At 29.7% G+C, this 2,351-nt stretch carries 4 protein-coding genes; 2 read left to right on the plus strand and 2 right to left on the minus strand.

Translation table 11 applies throughout. The annotated features are described in order from the left end of the window. Positions 1 to 81 precede the first annotated feature (81 nt). Entirely contained in the window at positions 82 to 435 is a 354-nt protein-coding gene (locus AACY61_RS12545; protein ID WP_339611921.1) for a DUF2304 domain-containing protein, read from the plus strand. Continuing rightward, positions 432 to 1,529 carry a glycosyltransferase family 4 protein gene (locus AACY61_RS12550; RefSeq protein ID WP_339611922.1) on the plus strand — a complete coding sequence of 366 codons (1,098 nt, stop codon included), beginning with the start codon at positions 432 to 434 and terminating at the stop codon, positions 1,527 to 1,529. The genes AACY61_RS12545 and AACY61_RS12550 overlap by 4 nt, the downstream gene beginning before the upstream one ends. Here AACY61_RS12550 and AACY61_RS12555 read toward each other — a convergent pair. Both AACY61_RS12555 and AACY61_RS12560 read right to left on the minus strand, forming a co-directional pair. Beyond that, entirely contained in the window at positions 1,526 to 1,837 is a 312-nt protein-coding gene (locus tag AACY61_RS12555) for a hypothetical protein (protein WP_339611923.1), read from the minus strand. The genes AACY61_RS12550 and AACY61_RS12555 overlap by 4 nt on opposite strands. 120 nt (positions 1,838 to 1,957) lie before the next feature. Continuing rightward, a partial coding sequence (locus AACY61_RS12560) for a hypothetical protein (RefSeq protein ID WP_339611924.1) occupies positions 1,958 to 2,351 on the minus strand: 394 nt, incomplete at its 5' end.

The raw sequence follows: 2,351 nt of genomic DNA on the forward strand, positions 1-2,351 counted from the left end.
ATACAAACCCCTAACCAAAAAAGAAGGTATAAAAACAGCATTAAATATTGTATATCATTCATTGTTTAAAAACTAGCTACTATGAATTTTGAAGTTTATCAAATTATTGTTCCTTTAATAGGTTTGTTTTCAATTGGACTCACTTTAAAAAGCCATAGAGGTGGAAACAACACTTTATTTGAAACTTTTTTTTGGGTTCTTTTTTGGTTAGGGGTTTGTATACTTGCAATCATTCCAGACCAAATCACTTTCTTTTTATCAGACCTTTTGGGAATTAAGGATAATGTTAACGCGATAATTTTTATAGGACTAGCCTTGTCGTTTTTCATTCATTTCAAAACCTTTGTAACCATTAAAAGGCAAAATAAACAAATCACAGATTTAGTTAGAAAAACAGCCTTAGAAATTGAAAAACTTCAAAAGACCAATCAATGAAATTTGTCTTTATTGTTGAACATTATTATCCATACATAGGAGGAGCAGAAACCCTTTGGAAAAATCTTTCAGAACAATTGGTTATCAACAATCATCAAGTTACAATAATTACAACAAGATTTCAAAAAACATTAAGAAAGCAAGAAACAGTTAACGGAGTTGATATAATACGTTTAGAAATTCCAAATCGATTTTTATTTACCATACTTTCAGTGAAAAAGTGTGTACAGATAGCTAAAAAAGTTGATTTAATACAAACATCATCTTATACTGCTGCAATTCCGGCCTTTATTGCATCAAAAATCACTAAAACAAAATGTGTAATCACATTTCATGAATATTGGGGTAAACTATGGTTTAAAGCTCCATTTGCTTCATTGTTTTCAAAAGTTCTCTATTTCAGTTTTGAGTGGTTTATACTTCAATTGAATTTTGATAAATTTATAGCTGTATCAGATTTTACAAAAACCAGACTTATTGATGCAGGTGTCAATCAAAACAAGATTACAAGAATTTACAATGGATTGTATTATAATCAATTAACTGTTAAAAATTCAACTAAAGCAAAACATTTTACTTTTTGTTATTTCGGAAGACTGGGTGTTTCAAAAGGTCTTGATATTTTACTAGAAGGGTTTTCATTATTTATAGAAAAACACCCCGATGTAAAATTAAAAATGATAATACCTCACTATCCCAAAAACATTTTTTTAAAAATAAAAAGACTAACTAAATCCTTAAAAATCGAATCTAACCTTATATGGAAACACAACCTCTCTTACAATGATTTAATTAATGAAGTAAGTGCTACAAATGCAGTAATCATACCATCACTAAGTGAGGGATTTTGTTTTACTGCCGCTGAAAGTGTTGCTTTAAAAATGCCAATAATCAGTTCTGAAAAAGGTGCGCTAAAAGAGGTTACAGGGGGCAACGTCATTGCCATTAAAAGTATTTCACCCATAGGCTTGAAACAAGCTATGGAAAAAGCTTACAAAGACGATTGGAATGAAAAAAAAGTCACTCTATTCCCGATAGAAAAAACTGTAAAACATTACCTGGAAATGTATGATTTGACATTAAGCAATTCTTAGTCTTTTATAAACCTCAGATAAATATTTTGTTGGTCTGTATTTAGAAGTTTGATGACTTCGTCCTTGGTTTCTTTTACAATCTGATTGCGTAATAGTTGAGCCTCCTCCCTATTCAAGTTATCATCAAGATTACCACCGGAAGAAATATAAGCATCTAAGTAGATATTCTTGATGTGTGTGATTGTTTTTTCATCAATTTTTAGCCTGTCACCTAAGGATTTTGCCCAAATTTCAAAAACTTCTTCAACGGATCTTGATGTTTGAGGAAGCTTATTACTTTCATTCAATTCAGACTTATTGTCTGACATTTCGGGGGTCTGTACAGTATTCTTTTTTTCAGCACATGAAATTACTAAAATGAATAATAGTAATAATAAAAAAGATTTTGAAAATTTAATCATAATATCAAATATTAGTTAGTTATTTAATTAGTTCTTAGCAGTAATTTCTTTTGATTTTATAAAGTTAACATATTTTTGAAACTGATTGTCGTCTTTTAGTATATCTACAGCACTATGATATTTTTTATGGTTTAATAAAAAATCTCCCTGTAGAAGATAATGATATATAGTATAGGCTCTGTCAAATTGTTCGTATCCGGAGTTTTTTGCATCAGTTAAATTTGATAATGATAATGCTTTGGGGTCATAAAACACTCTAATAAGTTTTTCAATTAAATCATAAGCCCCATCTAAGTTATCATAAACAGGTTTAAGATAGTCTTCAGGATTTTGATTTTTCCTAAAGGCCTCATCAAGTTTTTCAGCTACAAATTTGGCACTCATCATTCCCACATAAATCCCACTGGAGAAAATGGGATCC

The organism is uncultured Planktosalinus sp. (assembly GCF_963973675.1).
GTDB lineage: Bacteria > Bacteroidota > Bacteroidia > Flavobacteriales > Flavobacteriaceae > Planktosalinus.